13 protein-coding genes and 1 tRNA gene are annotated in these 14,705 nt (G+C 67.2%); 7 read left to right on the plus strand and 7 right to left on the minus strand.

The window, feature by feature from the left end; translation table 11 throughout:
* Positions 1–3 precede the first annotated feature (3 nt).
* Positions 4–810 (minus strand): CbiQ family ECF transporter T component, encoded by an 807-nt coding sequence (locus tag BST15_RS13575; RefSeq protein WP_046189578.1) that lies wholly within the window; start codon positions 808–810, stop codon positions 4–6.
* Entirely contained in the window at positions 807–2,855 is a 2,049-nt protein-coding gene (locus tag BST15_RS13580) for an ATP-binding cassette domain-containing protein (RefSeq protein WP_409366545.1), read from the minus strand. Before BST15_RS13580 ends, BST15_RS13575 begins: the two co-directional genes overlap by 4 nt.
* Positions 2,856–2,943: 88 nt before the next feature.
* On the opposite strand from BST15_RS13580, the gene BST15_RS13585 reads away from it, so the two are divergent.
* The 3 genes from BST15_RS13585 to BST15_RS13595 all read left to right on the plus strand — a co-directional run bounded on the left by BST15_RS13585 (position 2,944) and on the right by BST15_RS13595 (position 6,211).
* Complete coding sequence (locus BST15_RS13585) at positions 2,944–3,393, plus strand: MarR family winged helix-turn-helix transcriptional regulator (protein WP_046189577.1); 450 nt, start codon at positions 2,944–2,946, stop codon at positions 3,391–3,393.
* A gap of 225 nt (positions 3,394–3,618) precedes the next feature.
* Entirely contained in the window at positions 3,619–5,427 is a 1,809-nt protein-coding gene (locus BST15_RS13590) for a putative bifunctional diguanylate cyclase/phosphodiesterase (RefSeq protein ID WP_046189587.1), read from the plus strand.
* Between the two features lie 418 nt (positions 5,428–5,845).
* Complete coding sequence (locus tag BST15_RS13595; RefSeq protein ID WP_109370828.1) at positions 5,846–6,211, plus strand: PAS domain-containing protein; 366 nt, start codon at positions 5,846–5,848, stop codon at positions 6,209–6,211.
* Between the two features lie 7 nt (positions 6,212–6,218).
* Here BST15_RS13595 and BST15_RS13600 read toward each other — a convergent pair whose 3' ends face one another.
* The 3 genes from BST15_RS13600 to BST15_RS13610 form a co-directional block, all read right to left on the minus strand.
* On the minus strand, positions 6,219–6,893 hold the full coding sequence (locus tag BST15_RS13600; protein WP_046189575.1) for a TetR/AcrR family transcriptional regulator: 675 nt from the start codon (positions 6,891–6,893) through the stop codon (positions 6,219–6,221).
* Positions 6,893–7,585, minus strand: coding sequence for a TetR/AcrR family transcriptional regulator (locus BST15_RS13605; protein ID WP_046189574.1), 693 nt, complete (start codon positions 7,583–7,585; stop codon positions 6,893–6,895). Before BST15_RS13605 ends, BST15_RS13600 begins: the two co-directional genes overlap by 1 nt.
* Before the next feature lie 172 nt (positions 7,586–7,757).
* Entirely contained in the window at positions 7,758–8,945 is a 1,188-nt protein-coding gene (locus tag BST15_RS13610) for an esterase-like activity of phytase family protein (protein WP_052751480.1), read from the minus strand.
* 54 nt (positions 8,946–8,999) lie between these two features.
* Between BST15_RS13610 and BST15_RS13615 the strand changes: the two genes are divergently transcribed.
* Positions 9,000–10,961 carry an acyl-CoA dehydrogenase family protein gene (locus BST15_RS13615; RefSeq protein WP_046189585.1) on the plus strand — a complete coding sequence of 654 codons (1,962 nt, stop codon included), beginning with the start codon at positions 9,000–9,002 and terminating at the stop codon, positions 10,959–10,961.
* 39 nt (positions 10,962–11,000) lie between these two features.
* Positions 11,001–11,387 carry a hypothetical protein gene (locus tag BST15_RS13620; RefSeq protein WP_046189573.1) on the plus strand — a complete coding sequence of 129 codons (387 nt, stop codon included), beginning with the start codon at positions 11,001–11,003 and terminating at the stop codon, positions 11,385–11,387.
* A gap of 15 nt (positions 11,388–11,402) precedes the next feature.
* Here the strand turns inward: BST15_RS13620 and BST15_RS13625 are convergent.
* Positions 11,403–11,478, minus strand: a tRNA-Asn gene (locus BST15_RS13625).
* A gap of 134 nt (positions 11,479–11,612) precedes the next feature.
* Between BST15_RS13625 and BST15_RS13630 the strand changes: the two genes are divergently transcribed.
* On the plus strand, positions 11,613–11,867 hold the full coding sequence (locus BST15_RS13630; protein ID WP_046189572.1) for a hypothetical protein: 255 nt from the start codon (positions 11,613–11,615) through the stop codon (positions 11,865–11,867).
* 38 nt (positions 11,868–11,905) lie between these two features.
* On the opposite strand, the gene dnaG is transcribed toward BST15_RS13630, so the two are convergent.
* Positions 11,906–13,822, minus strand: a complete 1,917-nt coding sequence (dnaG, locus tag BST15_RS13635) for a DNA primase (RefSeq protein ID WP_046189571.1) — start codon at positions 13,820–13,822, stop codon at positions 11,906–11,908.
* 94 nt (positions 13,823–13,916) lie between these two features.
* On the opposite strand from dnaG, the gene BST15_RS13640 reads away from it, so the two are divergent.
* Positions 13,917–14,684: a sensor domain-containing protein gene (locus tag BST15_RS13640; RefSeq protein WP_046189570.1), complete on the plus strand. Its 768-nt coding sequence runs from the start codon at positions 13,917–13,919 to the stop codon at positions 14,682–14,684.
* Positions 14,685–14,705: the final 21 nt, after the last annotated feature.

Consider the following 14,705-nt stretch of genomic DNA (forward strand, 5'->3'; position numbering starts at 1 on the left):
CACTCAGGTCGTGCCCAACACCGTCAGTTCGAGCGCCACCGCCGCCCCGCACACGACGGCCACGATCACCAGGGTGCTCAGATCGGCCAGCCGCGGCCGCGCCGGCGACGCAGAGATCTGGCCGCTACCGCCACGCGCGGTGATCGCATCCCCCATCTCATCCGCCCGGCGAAGGGTGACCGTGATGGCGGCGGTGATCAAGTCGATGGCTTCGCGCGCCCACAGGCGCCGGCGATGCCGCCGCGAACGCGGCCGGGCCCGGGGGCGCAGTCGCCGCGCGGCATAGAGCACCCGGAATTCGTCGATCAGCATCGGGAACGCCCGCAGCGCCAAAGCGAGCGCCACCGCCCAATCATCGATGGGAATACGCAACAGCCGCAAGGGCTTCCCGAGCACTGCCACCGCCGGGGCGATCTCTGCCACGTTGGTGGTCCACGACACCATCGCGCCCAGTCCCAGCAGTACGAACGACAAGGCGGTGATCCGCAGGAAGTACAACAGTCCACCGAATCCGGCGGGGTCACCGCCCGACATGGCCGCGGTGGCGCCGCCGACCACCAAGAGCACCCACAGCCAGCGCGGCACGGTGGGCAGCGCACCGCGGGGGATGCGCGCGATAGCGGCCGCCCCGAACACCAACACCGCGGCCGCCCCGATGGTCGCCCAACCCGGGTAGAACGTGAGCAGCACCGAGATGCCGAAGACCACGATCAGCTTTGTCCCGGCCCACAGTCGGTGCACGGCGGAGTCGCCGGGAACCGGCCGCAGCAGCACCACCGGCCGCGGGGTGCTGCGCGGCTGCCCCGTCACGCGGCACCCGCCGGCGCCGTCACCAGTTCGCCGTTGTGCAGGTGCAGGGTCCGCGGGCACAACGAGTCGAGTCCGGCGAAATCGTGCGAGATGACCACGACCGTCAGTCCTCGCTCCCGCCGCAGCTCCTCCAGCAGGCGCAGGAGACCATCGCGGCTGGCCGCGTCGAGCCCGGCGAGCGGCTCGTCGAGGATCAAGGCCCGGGGCGATCGAGCCAGCAGGCCCGCCAGCACCAGACGGCGCATCTGGCCGCCGCTGAGCTGGTCGATACGGCGTCCGGCCAGCGCTGAATCCAGCCCGACAGCGGCCAGCGCAGCGCTCACCCGGGCGTGGTCACGAGACGAGAAGCCCGCCGCCGAGGCCACTTCCCGCCCCACATAGCTGCGCATCAGCTGGAGGCGAGCCGCCTGGAACGACAGCGCGACGGCCCCCACCTGCTGGTCCACGGGCCTGCCGCCGAGCAGACAACTGCCGGTGGTCGGGGTGGTCAGGCCCGCCATGATCCAGGCCAGTGTCGACTTACCCGAGCCGTTGCCGCCGTGGATCAACAGCCCGTCGCCCTCATGGACTTCGAAACTGATATCACGCAGCGCGGTCTTAGCCCACGGCGTGCCGCTGGCGTATTCGTGGCCCACGCCGGACAACTCGAGCACCGGTGGAGCGCCGTCACGGCGTTCGCTCCCGGCTGAGGCCGCGGGGACCTCGACGGTCTCCACCATGGCGGTGTTGTCGCGGGAGCCGGACAGGTCGATGGTTCGGTCGGCGCTGCCGGCCTCGTCGTTGTAGTGGGTGATGTGCACCAAGGAGGTACAGCGTTGACCGCTACACCCGGCCAGCTTGGACAACACCCCCAACAGCACCTCACGGCCCTGGGGATCAACCATGCTGGTGACCTCATCGGCGATCAGGAGTGCGGGTTCGCGGGCCAGTGCCGCGGCGACGGCCAAGCGCTGCAGTTCCCCACCGGACAGGCTGCCGGTGTCGCGCTCGGCGAACCCGGCCAGACCGACCTCCCCAAGCACCCGCTCGACGTCGACGGCGGTGCCCGCAGGCAGGCCCCACACCACGTCGTCGGCGACCCGCGTGCCCAGCACTTGGCTTTCGGGATGCTGCATCACGACCGCGGTCCCGCCGGGGGCGCCAAGGCCCACGGCCCCGGGACGCTCGATCGTGCCCGCCGTGGGGGACCGGCCGGCCAGCAACAGCATCAGCGTGGTCTTGCCCGAGCCGTTGGCCCCGGTGATGGCGACGTGCTCGCCTGCGCCTACTTCCAGGCTGACCGGTCCCAAGGCGTCATGGTCGGACTGCGGATAGCGGAAGCGGACCCCGTCCATCCGAACCGGAACGGGGGCCACCGGACCGTCCTCGACTGCCAGGTCCAGCTTGTGCACGTCGGGAACCCCACGCAGTCGGTGGAGCACCCGCGACAGCGCCCACCATCCCAGCAGCGAGACCATCATCACGCCGATCGTCATCTGAGCCAGGATCAGCCACTGCCAGTAACGCAGCAGCGTGCCGAGGAAGCCGTTGAGGTCCTCGGCGACCCGCTGGAACTCCGGCAGCGGGATACGTTCCATGAACGCCGCGACACCGTGCACATTGGCGGTGATCGCCTCGAAGATCAGGTGCCGTAAGCGCGACAAGACGTTCAGCGCCAGCACCATCACGGCGCCGAACAGAAGGCCGGCCACCGCAGAGGCCACGATCACGGTGGGCAGGCCACGACGATGACGCTTGATGACCCCCGTCAACCCGCCGATGTAGGCGCTGTTGACCACAGTCATGAAGCCGCCCATGCCGGCAATCAGGAACGCTATGGCCGCGGCTGCCACCATCGCGGCGATCAACACGCGAATCCGGTGCCGGTAGGCAAGCAGCCCCATCGGCACCGTTCCGAGCAGCGCCAACCCGCCGGCGAAGGGCACGACGACGGCGATGATCGCCGTCGCCGCGCACAGTGCCGCCATCACGGCGGCCTGCGCGATCTCGACGGGCCGCATCGACCGCGCCCGGACTCGGTTGGCGCCCTGGCCGGTCTTGGTCACCCGTCGATTCTGCCAGCCGCGTCGACCGGCCCCTGCCGCGTGGACCGAGGTCGTCCACTTTCGTTCACGGTTGTGAAATACTTGCCCGATGGTAGCCCCCGCCCATTCAAGCCTCGGCGCCGATTTGCTCAGTGTTGTCTCCCGCCTCAACCGGCTCGCCACCCAGCGTGTTGCGCTGCCGATCCCGGGAGCCCAGGCCCGGCTGCTGTCCACTATCGAGGACTTGGATGTGGCCCGGATCTCCGATCTGGCCGCGGTGGACCACTGCTCCCAACCGACCATGACGACTCAGGTGCGCCGGCTCGAAGACGCCGGACTGACCACCCGTGCCACCGATCCGCTTGACGCGCGAGCCGTGCTGATCCGGATCACCGACAAGGGCATCGACACCATGGCGCGTGTCCGGCAGGACCGGGCGGCGGCCCTGGATCCCGAGTTGGACCGGCTGGCTCCCGAAGACCGTCGAACGCTGGCCGAGGCCGTCGACGTGTTGCACCGATTCCTCGCTGAGGCCGCTCCCACCCGACCGGTTCGCTGACGCCGGGCGGAGCGGCGCTGATCGCCGGTCGCTCTGCCAGCCGAGATTCGGCTGAGATGTCACCAGCTCGGCCGCCTTTTCGAATATGCTCGACACCGGCATCGGCCCGAAGCGATCCCAGGCCTCCTGCGGCCCCCGCGGCTCGCCCACTGGGTTGCCGGTCTTCGGGGGAAGGACATCGTGGCGGATAGATTGGCGCTGGTCACCTCGATCGCCGCCCAGCTGATGGCCACCACACCATCGACGGCTGCCGCGGTCAGCGAACGTGTGCTGCAGACGCTGGTCGAGCAACTCAACGTCGACGCCGGGTTCCTGCGCCACAACGATCACGAGATCAGAGCCTCCAAGCTGGTGGCCGAATGGCCACCGCGCCCCGATCCCCCGCACCCCGATCCGCTGGCCGTCGTGTCCTTCACCACAGCCGATCCGGTCTTCACCACCTGCGCCCACGGGAAGCGGGTGGCGGTCGTCCGGCCGGATCCGGACGAATCCAGTTATGTGCGCCAGATGGCACGGGATCACGCTATCGAATCGCTGTCGGTGGCCACCGCGCCGCTGATCTCCGGCCCGGTGACCATCGGCATGCTGGGCCTGGTCAAGTTCCGCCGGCCCAAGTGGCGGCCAGAAGAACTCAACACCATCGAGGCGATCGCCTCCCTGTTCGCCCAATTGCAGGCCCGTGTCGCCGCCGAGGAGCGGTTGCGCTACCTGGCCGATCACGACGACCTGACCGGCCTGCACAACCGCCGCGCCCTGGTGGCCCACCTCTCCGAGCGGCTTATCGCCGGCAAGCCCGGACCCGTCGGCGTCTTCTACATCGACCTCGATCGGCTCAAGCCGATCAACGACTACCTCGGTCATGCCGCCGGCGACTGGTTCATCCAGGACTTCGCCCGGCGGCTGCGCGCCTATGCCGGGAACCGCACCATGACGGCCCGCATCGGCGGCGACGAATTCGTCGTCATCCCGGACTGGCCCATGTCCATGTCCAGCGCCGAGACCTTCGCCGACCGGCTGCAGGGCGCGCTGCGTGAACGGGTGGAGATCCAGGGCCACACCGTCAACAGCACGGTCAGTGTGGGTGTGACGGTCGGTCTTCCCGGGGAGGACACCAGCGCGGGCCTGCTGCACCGGGCCGACGAGGCCGTGCTGGCCGCCAAACGCGGCGGCGGGAACCAGACCGTCAGCTCCACCGACGACATGTCCTTGAAGAGCCTGTTCCGCAAGGACATTGAACTGCATATGCAGGGCAAGATCGACGACGAATCGCTCCTGCTGTACTACCAGCCCGAGGTCGACCTGTGGAGCGGTGCGATCGTCGCAGTGGAGGCTCTGGTTCGCTGGCGGCATCCCACCCGTGGGCTGCTGTTGCCCGGTTCCTTTATCAGCATCGCCGAATCGGCCAACCTGGCCGACGATCTGGGCCGCTGGGTGATGCGCAGCGCGTGCGCGGAATTCAGCGGGTGGCAGGCCAACGGTGTGCGGACCAACGCCACCCTGCGCATCAACGTCTCGCCGGTTCAGCTGGCCGCCCGCGGGTTCGTCCAGAACGTGGTCGACACCGTCAACGAGTTCGGCCTGAGTCCCAGTTCGTTGTGCCTGGAGATCACCGAACGTGCGGTGGTGCAGAACATCGAGACGACCCGCCGGACGCTGGCGGAGTTACGCGAAGCCGGAGTACAGATCGCCATAGACGACTTCGGCACCGGATACGCGGTGCTGTCCCACCTCAAGGATCTGCCGGTCGACATCCTGAAGATCGACACCGTGTTCGTCCGCGAACTGGGCGTCAACGCCGGCGATCTCGCGATCGTCCGCGCGATCATCGCGCTCGCCGAGGCCTTCGGTCTGCAGGTGGTCGCTGAGGGCGTGGAAACCTCAGCGGCCGCGCTCACCTTGATGCGGCATGGATGTCACCGGGCGCAGGGATTCCTGTTCTCCCGCCCGGTTCCGGGCCCCGCCGCTGAGTCAATGCTGGCGGCGCGCTGGATGGCCATGCCTTTCCTGGCCGACAGCCAGGCGTTGGTGATCTGACAAGAAAGTCGCCCGGTAGAAAGCGGCACGCAACCGCACCCCCGACTGCCCGCCGGCGAGCGCTGCGGTCGGTGCGATGCACCAACCCGGCTCGGCATACAGCGGGAAGCGGCGATGCGGACCCCTCAAGGTGCCCCGGGCGAAGCTATCGGAGGAACTCACCGGCGCCGGCCACGGCGCACGCCGCAGCGCGCCCGTCGCTTGCAAACCAGTCCCTCGCATAAACGGGAATAGTACATACCTTTTGGATGATGTTCAATCCCCACAAGACTGTGCGTCAGGTCACGTCGAGAGTGGTCCCGCCACCCCCTTCATGGGGACTCTCCGACAGCTCTCAACAACGCCCGAACGGTCCGCGGTGCCCGTCATAATCAGACCCATGGAGCGACGGCGTAACGCGCAGACCCCTCTGGCCCCGATGGACACGCTGCGGCAGCTGCCCGCCTTAGTCGCACTGGAGAGAATTCCCGTTCCGGTACTCGCGATCGCCGATGACGGCACCATCTTGTTCGCCAACAGCGGTTTTGCCACCATGCTCGGCTACACCAAGGAAGAGGTGCTCGAACGGGAGTTCCGGCAGATCTTCGGCGAGGTTCCGCCGGCGGAGGAATCAGCGCTGTCGGTGATGCACTCGCTGGCCAATCTGGTTGTGTCCCTGGAGCATCGGGACGGCTCGACGGTACGCGCCCTGATGAGCAAGTCTGCACTCGAGCGTGCCGATGACCGGGTGGCCCTCGCGACGTTCCAAGATCTCACCGAGCAGCTCTGGCTCGAGGAGCGCTGACACCGTCTCAGCGGACGGGCGCCGCCCCGTCGACACTGTGCGGTCCGCTGTCCTGAAACCGCTGCGCGTCACGCGCCAGGAACTGCTGGAAATATGCCAGCGAGTCCTCCACCACGATCGCAGGCAGCAGCATCTCCCACATCCGGGTGACCCGGCCGATGCTGTCGCCCGCATAGTGCGTCAACAGCCACGTTCCCAGCATGGCTGAGGTGACCGCCTCGGAGACCTGGCGGGCATCGAGCCCCTCGCGCAAGTCACCCTCTGCGATCGCCCGTGAGGCCTGGGCGGTGACCGCGGCCGCCCACTCACCGCCGACCTCAGCACCCAATTCGTTGGATTCGGCCAGCGCGAACACCAGGTGACCCGCGGCCCGCGCCTCCTTGTCGACCGCCAACACCTCGGTGACCGCGAAGATCCCGTGGATCATGCCCTCCAGCGCGGGCGACGACGGCTGACACATGCTGCGGAAGGTGTTCAGAACCGTGGTGAACCCGCCCTCGATGATGGCGGTCACCAGTGAATCCATCGAATCGAAATGGTGGTAGAGCGCACCCTTGGTGACGCCGGCCCGCTCGATGATCGCGGTCCGCCCGGCAGCGACGTAGCCGGACTCGCCGAAAACATCAATGGCGGCGTCGAGCAGTTTGCGACGGGTGGCTTCGGACCGAACCTGGCGCGCCATCAGCCGGCCTCCCCCTCGGACACCGCCGAACGTGCCTGCGCCGACGTGGTGTTGATGGCCAGCGCCGTCCGGCGCCGAACGAACTGGACGAAATAGTCGATCCGGTCGGCGGGCACGACACTGGAGAGAACCACCGACCAGATCCGCGCCAGCTCACCCAGAAACTGTTCGGGTTCATCGAGATTGCCCGCCTGCCGCAGACCAAGGTACAACGCCACCATCATCCGCACCACGTCCTGCGGATCGCGATCGACGACGTCGCCTTCGGCAATGGCCCGTTCGGCCACCACGGTCAACGTCCGGATCGCATTGTTGAGCACCGTCGCCTGCAAACCCTCGGCACGGCCGACCACCGGCAGCAGGTGCAACAAAGCTCGGGCACCGTCGGAGGTCAGATCCTCGACCGCCATCAGGTAACCCACGTCAAGCAACGTTTCCAGACCGGAAAGCTTGCGGTCCACCAAGGACCGGATCGCTACGCCGGCGCGCGCGATTTGTTCGTCGATGACGGCCAATGCGAGCGCGTGCTTAGAGCGGAAGTGAAAATACATCGCACCCTTGGTCAATTCCGCTTCCGCGAGAATGTCGTCAAGGCCGACGTCGTGAAACGGCCGCTGAGCGAACTGATGCGCAGCGGCACGGATGATCTGCTGGCGCGTGGCATCGGCGCGCCGGTCGGTCGAATCAGCCAACGCGTGATCTCAGCTTCGTCGCGAACCGACAGTCGTACCCCACCCGGGTAACGCTATCAGTCGAATGCCGAAGGTGACTCGTTTCTATACCTGAAATGGCCATTCACCCCCGATCGCATTCCAAAAATGCCAATTCTGCGGCGGCGGATTGCATTCGGTCTGCTCAGGCTCCTTACGCCGGTTCCACGACAGAGCCCGCGACAGGCCGCACCAGCCCTTCTGCGGGCATCGCGAAGGCAAGGAACTGCGTCACCTGACGCGGGGAGAAGTTGTCGTCACTGACCAGCACCACAGTCGGCCGGCCGTCGGGCAGACGCGGTCCCAAGGTGATCCCCTCGATATTGTCGACGCGATCTGGACCCGGTGTCGCGGTCAAGTCGGCCAGCAAAGTCTTGGCCATCGGAGTCACGGCGGTTTCCGCCAATGCAGGCATGCCAAGCACATCGGTGGCATCGGCGATCTCGGCGCGAAACAGGCGCACCGTCGGCCGTTCACTGAACGCTCGCTCAATCACCAGAAACACCGTGTCCGACAAGGCCACCAAGTCGGTGAGGCCGTTGGACTCCGCCGGCCCGGTGGCCGCCTCCAGCGGATAGGCGTATTGGGCCACCGGCCCACCGTCGACGGAGCCGCCGTCGAGGCGGTAAGCGGTGATACGCGTCAGGGCGCCGTGGGCGCGGTCTGGCAGGGCGCCGTCGTCGAAGCCCGGTCCCTCCATGGCGGTGAAAAGCATTCGACCGTCGGCGGTGACCGTCAGGCCCTCCAGGGTGGTGTTGCGGCGCGGGCCGGTGGCCTGTGCCGACATGGTCAGCTGAGGCGGCATGGTGAACCGGCCGAGATAGCTGCCGTCGAGTGCAGCGCTACGGACCCAGGGATCGGCAAGGACCGGGGCGTGGACACCGTCGGTGCGCCGCTCCCCCTCCGATGACCAATACAACCGCTGCCCAACCGCATCGAACGCGATGCCCTCAGGATCGGGGGGCACCACCGCTGGACTGGCGTCGAAGTCCGCGGGCTCAAACGCACGCCCACCGTCGTCCAGCAGCGGGTGGACCGCGCTGATGGACACCGCGCCGACACCGCGCTCGGACACCGGGAGGCGCACCGTGTAAAACCGGGCCGGCCCGTGCGCCGACCGGTCGTCGGTGATCACGTAGTAGCAGTCCCGGCCGGCGTCGTAGCTGATTCCCGACAGCCCGCCGACGATGGTGCCGTCGAACGTGGCATGGGAGGCGACTGTGGCCTGGCCCAGGTATTGCAGCCCTGCCGTGGCCGCCGGAGCATCCCCGGGTACGACCAGCCCTGCTGCGGCCAGCAGCACACCGCACAGCGCCGGCAATCGGCTCAGCTTGTGACGCACATCCGTAATGTAAACCCGGTTTAGCGGGAAGCCCGAGTGGATACCGTGCATGAGGTGACCACCACTTCCGATGCACTGCGCACCACGTTGGACGGCCGCTGGCAAGGGGTGAAGGACAAAGTCCGGGCCACCCTGTGCGATGAGAAGTTCCGTCCGCACTACACGCCGAACACAGCGATCGCCCGGGCCAAGGTCGCCGAACAGCTCAAGATCATGGCGGGCTCCGGGGTGGCCGCAGACAGTTTCCGCAAGGAGCACGGCGGCACCGGCGACGTCGGCGCCGCGGTCACCATGATCGAGATGCTGGCCATGTCGGATCTGTCGCTGATGGTCAAAGCCGGAGTGCAATGGGGCCTGTTCGGCGGCGCGGTGGAGAACCTGGGCACCGAACGCCACCACCGCGCCTACGTCGAGCAGATCATCGACCTTGAGTTGCTCGGGTGCTTTGCCATGACCGAGACCGGCCACGGCAGCGACGTGCAGTCGCTGGAGACCACCGCCACCTATGACCCGGTAGCCCAGGAGTTTGTGATCCACTCCGCCACCGGCACCGCGCGCAAGGACTACATCGGCGGCGCGGCCGAAACCGCAACCATCGCCGCGGTCTTCGCCCAGCTGATCACCGGCACCACCAGTCACGGCGTGCACTGCTTCCTGGTGCCGATTCGCGACGCGCAGGGCAACGATCTGCCCGGCGTCACCACCTCGGACTGTCACTACAAGGGCGGCCTGCCCGGTGTGGACAACGGACGGATCGTCTTCGACAACGTGCGAGTGCCCCGGGAGAACCTGCTCAACCGCTACGCCGACGTCGAACCCGACGGCACCTACCAGTCCTCGATCGAAAGCGACAGCCGGCGGTTCTTCACCATGATCGGCACACTGATCCGCGGTCGCGTCTCGGTGGGCGGCAGCGCCGGTGCGGCCGCGCGGGTGGCACTGGACATCGCGACCCGCTATGCGCTGCAACGCAGACAGTTCAGCGCACCGGGCGAGGACGGGTCCGGAGGCGAAGTGCTGATCATGGACTACCTGGTCCACCAGCGTCGGCTACTACCGCTGATCGCCCGCTCCTACGCGCTGCAGTTCGCCCAGAACGAGCTGGTGAGCCGCTGTCATGATCTGCAGACCGCCGACGACCCCGACGCCGAGGAACAGCGCGAGCTGGAGGCACGCGCGGCCGGATTGAAGGCCGCCAACACCTGGCACGCCTCGCGCGCCATCCAGGAGGCACGAGAGGCCTGCGGCGGCGCCGGATACATGGCCGAGAACCGGCTGATCGCCCTGCGGGCCGACATCGACGTGTTCACCACCTTCGAGGGCGACAACCACGTCCTGACCCAACTGGTGGCCAAGCAGCTGCTGACCGACTATGCCGATGACATCGCTGACATGAGTCCGGTGGGATGGGTGCGGTTCGCGGCCGAAACGGTCGGCGATCGTGTTCTGAAACGCACTGCAGCGGAAACGATCATGCAGACCATCGTGGACGCCAGGCAGGACAGCGAGGAGGAGGGCAGCCTGTTCAACCGCGGCACCCAGGTGCACATGTTCGAAGACCGCGAGGAATACCTCCTTACCTCGGTGGCCCGCAGGCTGCGCGCCAAGTCCGAGGAGATGAGCGACTTCGATGCCTTCAACGCGGTTCAGGACCACGTCCTGCACGCGGCCACCGCGCACATCGACCGGGTGGTGTTGGAGGCATTCGTCGCCGGAATCGACTCCTGTCCCGACGACGATGCCCGTGAACTGCTGGAGCTGGTGTGTGACCTGTACGCGCTCAGCGTCATCGAGGACGACAAAGCCTGGTACATCGAACACCGGTACCTGTCGACCGACCGGGCCAAGGCCGTCACCCGCGGCATCAACGACCGGTGCCGCAAGCTGCGCCCGCACGCCCAGGATCTGATCGACGGATTCGGCATTCCCGAGCAGTTGCGGTACGCCGAAATGCTGCATCCGGAACACTTGTCAGTACCGCCCGCCGCCGTGCCCCGCGGGCAGCCATCTCTATAGGCTGGGCTGGACCCAGACTCAACAAAGGAGTACCTGAACATGCCGTGGTTCCTCGCCCTCAACGCCACACCCGCAAAAGGTGTGCAAGCGCCGACCTATGAGCTGCACGAAACCGCGGACATCGAGCGGATCATCGAGGAGATGGCCACCTTCGCGGCCACCGACCGGGCCGTGGCCGTGCCCGCCGTCTTCAACAGCGGGCGCCAGCAGGTCAACGTGTATGTGCGGCCGGCGGCCTGGGGCGCGTGGGCGGTCTACGAGCTCAGCGAAGAAGAGCGCCGCGAGATGATGGCCAACAACCCGCTGGTCAACGCGCTGGCCCAGGCCCGCGCCGCCAAGCAGCAGGGACAGCAGGCTCCGCCGATGTTCGCACCGCAGCAGCCGCCTTCGCAGACGGGGCCGTCGGTGATTCCCCGGCTTGACTAGCGCCGGTGTCAAACGTGGCTCCCCCGGGTGGACTCGAACCACCAACCCTCCGGTTAACAGCCGAATGCTCTGCCAATTGAGCTACAGGGGATTGCTGTCCTCGCGGACTTGCAAGACTCTAGCGCATACCGAAACCAGCGTCGCGCAACGGGGGTCGCACTCGGGTGCGCCGTCGCCGGGTGAGGCAGGATGGAAGCACTGCATCGACTGTTCTAAGGGGCCGCTTTGATCGGGTACGTCGTGGTGATGGGGGTCGGCTACGTGATGGGCACCAAGGCCGGCCGCCGTCGCTACGAACAGATCGTGGGCACCTACCACGCGATGACGAGCAGCCCGGTCGCCCAAGCGCTGATCGACAAGGGCCGGCGCAGTATCGCCAACCGGATCCATCCGGATCCGACCATGGTGACGCTGACCGAGCTCGAAGAGGGCATCACGGTGGTGCGCCCGGAGGATCCGGACGACAAACAGCAGAAGTGAGGCCGCGCTCGCGGTCAGGCGGTCAGGCGGTCAGGCGGTCAGGCGGTCAGATCATCGCCGCTGGCCTGCTCAAGCAGGCTGCGCCGGTAAGCCTCCATCGCCACCAGGTCACCGAAGAGCGCGTGGTACTCCTCGCTGTGCTCTACCGGCGACATGCGCTGCAGCTTGGACTTGACCTCGGCGATCTGCCGGCCCACCCACACCTCCTGCAGCCGGGCCAGCACACCGCCGATATAGCGCGGCAGTTTGTCATCGTCGACGCGGATGGCCTCCACGCTCAGTTCGTGGATCAACGCGATCGTCAGCGCCGAGGACGTCTGCTCGCGCACCATCTCGACCCACTGCGCTCCCCCGGCTCCGGCTACCCCGGCAGTTCCCCCGGCAGCGTCGATAGCGGCACGCAGGGCGGCATAACCGGGGTGAGTGAAACTCTCCACCGTGAGCGTGTCGAACACCGGCCCGGCCAACGCCGGGAACTGCAGCGCAGCCTTGAGCGCCTCGCGCTGCGGCCACAACGTGGGATCAGCCGGATTGGGGCGGGCAACCGTCGGCGCTTCGGCGGGCGCAGGCGCGGGCCGCGACACCAGACGATCCCTGGTCTGACCTGGCCCCTTGGCCTCGTTCTTGGCCTGGGCGCGTACCCGGCCGATGACCTGCGCGACGTCATCCCAGCCCACCCAACCGGCCAGTTGCCGGGCATACTCGTCGCGCAGCGTCGGATCCTTGATCGCAGCGACCATCGGAACGCAGCGGCGTAGCGCGGCGACCCGACCCTCGGCCGTGTCGAGGTCCATCTCGGTCAGAGCGGTGCGTACCGCGAACTCGAACAGCGGGGTGCGGCGGGCGACCAGATCGCGCAGCGCCTCGTCGCCGTGAGCCAGGCGAAGGTCGCAGGGATCCATGCCGTCTGCGGCAACAGCCACAAAAGACTGCCCGGCCAGCTGCTGCTCACCCTCAAGCGCCTTCACCGCGGCAGCACGGCCCGCCGCATCGCCGTCGAAGACGTAGATCAGTTCGCCCCGAAAGAACTTGTCGTCCATCATCAACCGGCGCAGCATGCCCAAGTGCTCATCGCCGAACGCGGTCCCGCACGACGCGACCGCCGTCGTCACGCCGGCCAGGTGCATCGCCATGACATCGGTGTAGCCCTCGACGACGATCGCCTGATGTCCCCGGGCGATGTCACGTTTGGCCAGGTCAAGTCCGAACAAGACGTTGGACTTCTTGTACAGCGTGGTCTCGGGGGTGTTGACGTACTTGGCTTCCATCGGGTCGTCGTCGAAGAGTCGACGGGCGCCGAAGCCGATCACCTCCCCCGCCGACGATCGGATGGGCCACAGCAGCCGGCGATGGAACCGGTCCATCGGGCCGCGGCGACCCTCCCGGGACAGGCCCGCAGCCTCCAACTCTTTGAACTCGAAGCCCTTGCGCAACAGATGCTTGGTCAGGCCGTCCCACCCCGACGGGGCGAAGCCGCAGCCGAACCGCTCGGCAGCCGCGGCATCGAAGTTGCGTTCGGTCAAGTACTTTCGCGCCGGCGCCGCCTCGGGGGTACTCAGGGCCGCGGCATAGAACTCGGCGGCGGCCGCATTGGCGGCGATCAACCTGCTGCGGCCGCCACGCTCACGCTGAATGTTGGTGGCCGATGCGCCGGTGTAGGTGATGGTGTGCCCGACCCGGTCGGCCAGCATCTCCACGGCCTCGACGAAGCTGGCGTGCTCGATCTTCTGCACGAATGCGTAGACGTCGCCGCCCTCGCCACAACCGAAACAGTGGAACAGGCCGTGATTGGGCCGGACATGAAATGACGGCGATTTCTCGTTGTGAAACGGACACAGGCCCTTCAATGAGTCCGCCCCGGCACGTCTGAGCTGCACGTAGTCGCCTACAACGTCCTCGATCCGGACACGCTCGCGGATGGCGGCGATGTCGCGGTCGGAGATACGGCCTGGCACCGGGTCAGTCTAGAGTGCGCCCGTCTCCGAGGGCCCCGAAGCGGGTTGCACCCCATGCTTTAATGACGGGTCAACTGCGGTGTCAGGGGCGTGAATGAACTCGAAGCGGGTCTGGTCGGTGGCGCTTGCCGCCATCGCCGTGCTCACCGCGGGTGCGGTGGCCGCCTGGGTGGCGCTGCCCGACCGATCCCGCGGCTCGGCCGGTGTCACCGGCTCTGCCGTCAAGGAGGTGCTGCTCAACGGCACCGAGCTGACGGCCATGCTCGGTCAACCCTTCACCACCGTCACCGGGCCGCCCGCCTACGGCGGCATGGAGGCGATGGACGACTCGGCGACTCCCGGCGACTGTGTCGGGGTATTGGACGTGGCACAGCGCAGCGTCTACTCGTCGGCGCCCGTCCAGAGCTATGCGCGGGAGACGTGGATCGACTCCCAGCCCGACCGAGACCGCTTCACCCCACTGGACACCCGGGTGATGTTCGTCAAGGAGGCGGTTGTCGCACTGCCCAGCCCCAAGGACGCACAGCAGCTCTTTGCGAAGTTCGCCGAGCAGTGGAAGCGCTGCGACGGCCATCCGGTCAACGCAACGAACCCCGATACCGACGGTGCGCCGCACCTTCCCGGCACCGAAATGCACATCACCGACGTACGGATCAGCGACGACGTCCTGGCGGCATCGATCGTGCTGGACAAAAGCCCCAAAGCGCCCGACACCCGGGCCATCGGGCTACAGGACAACTGCATCGTCGGAGTCCTGATCGCGTTCACCGGAGCCGAGAACGCCAGCGGCTCCGGCGATCCCCAGACCAGCAGCACCGATGTGGTGCGCGCGATGATGGACAAGGTCGCCGCGCAGCGCTGAGTGTGCTCGACCCGCGGTGTG

Source organism: Mycolicibacter arupensis (assembly GCF_002086515.1).
Classification (GTDB): domain Bacteria; phylum Actinomycetota; class Actinomycetes; order Mycobacteriales; family Mycobacteriaceae; genus Mycobacterium; species Mycobacterium arupense.

Excerpts from the sequence above, each read along its gene's own strand:
- BST15_RS13600 (WP_046189575.1), bottom strand. The coding sequence starts at position 6,893 with ATGGCGCGCCAGGTTCGGTCCGAAGCCACCCGTCGCAAACTGCTCGAC.
- BST15_RS13595 (WP_109370828.1), top strand. The coding sequence starts at position 5,846 with ATGGACACGCTGCGGCAGCTGCCCGCCTTAGTCGCACTGGAGAGAATT.
- BST15_RS13585 (WP_046189577.1), top strand. The coding sequence starts at position 2,944 with ATGGTAGCCCCCGCCCATTCAAGCCTCGGCGCCGATTTGCTCAGTGTT.
- BST15_RS13620 (WP_046189573.1), top strand. The coding sequence starts at position 11,001 with ATGCCGTGGTTCCTCGCCCTCAACGCCACACCCGCAAAAGGTGTGCAA.
- BST15_RS13640 (WP_046189570.1), top strand. The coding sequence starts at position 13,917 with ATGAACTCGAAGCGGGTCTGGTCGGTGGCGCTTGCCGCCATCGCCGTG.
- BST15_RS13590 (WP_046189587.1), top strand. The coding sequence starts at position 3,619 with ATGGCCACCACACCATCGACGGCTGCCGCGGTCAGCGAACGTGTGCTG.